This window comes from Streptomyces sp. BE303, from assembly GCF_036290945.1.
Lineage (GTDB): Bacteria > Actinomycetota > Actinomycetes > Streptomycetales > Streptomycetaceae > Kitasatospora.
The window spans coordinates 1-329 of sequence record NZ_JAQYWZ010000211.1 but is presented as its reverse complement, the minus strand read 5'-3'; the positions used below and the strand labels follow the sequence as shown (position 1 = coordinate 329).

Annotated in this window: 1 protein-coding gene; it reads right to left on the bottom strand. The window is 72.9% G+C overall.

Annotation, left to right across the window (positions count from 1 at the left end):
• A partial coding sequence (locus PUR56_RS01375; RefSeq protein WP_329947503.1) for an acyltransferase domain-containing protein occupies nucleotides 1-329 on the bottom strand: 329 nt, incomplete at both ends.

Genomic DNA, 329 nt, shown 5'->3' with positions numbered 1-329 from the left:
GGCGTGACTGGTCCGCAGACGGCTGGACTTCCAGCCCCGCCCACCCGCAGCCTCGGCAACGGCGTCGATCTCGGCTTCCAGGCCCGCGACCACCACGGCCCCAGGGCCGTTCACCACGGCGACGTCCACGTCCGGGAACGACTCCAGCACCTCCGCCTCGGAAGCACCCACCGCGAGCATCGCCACACCGGCGGGAAGGGCCTGCATCAGTCGGCCCCGGGCCACGACCCACGCCGCCGCATCGCCGAGCGACAGCACCCCGGCCACGTGCGCGGCAGCGATCTCACCGTTCGAATGACCGACCAGCACGTCCGCCCGCACACCCCAGT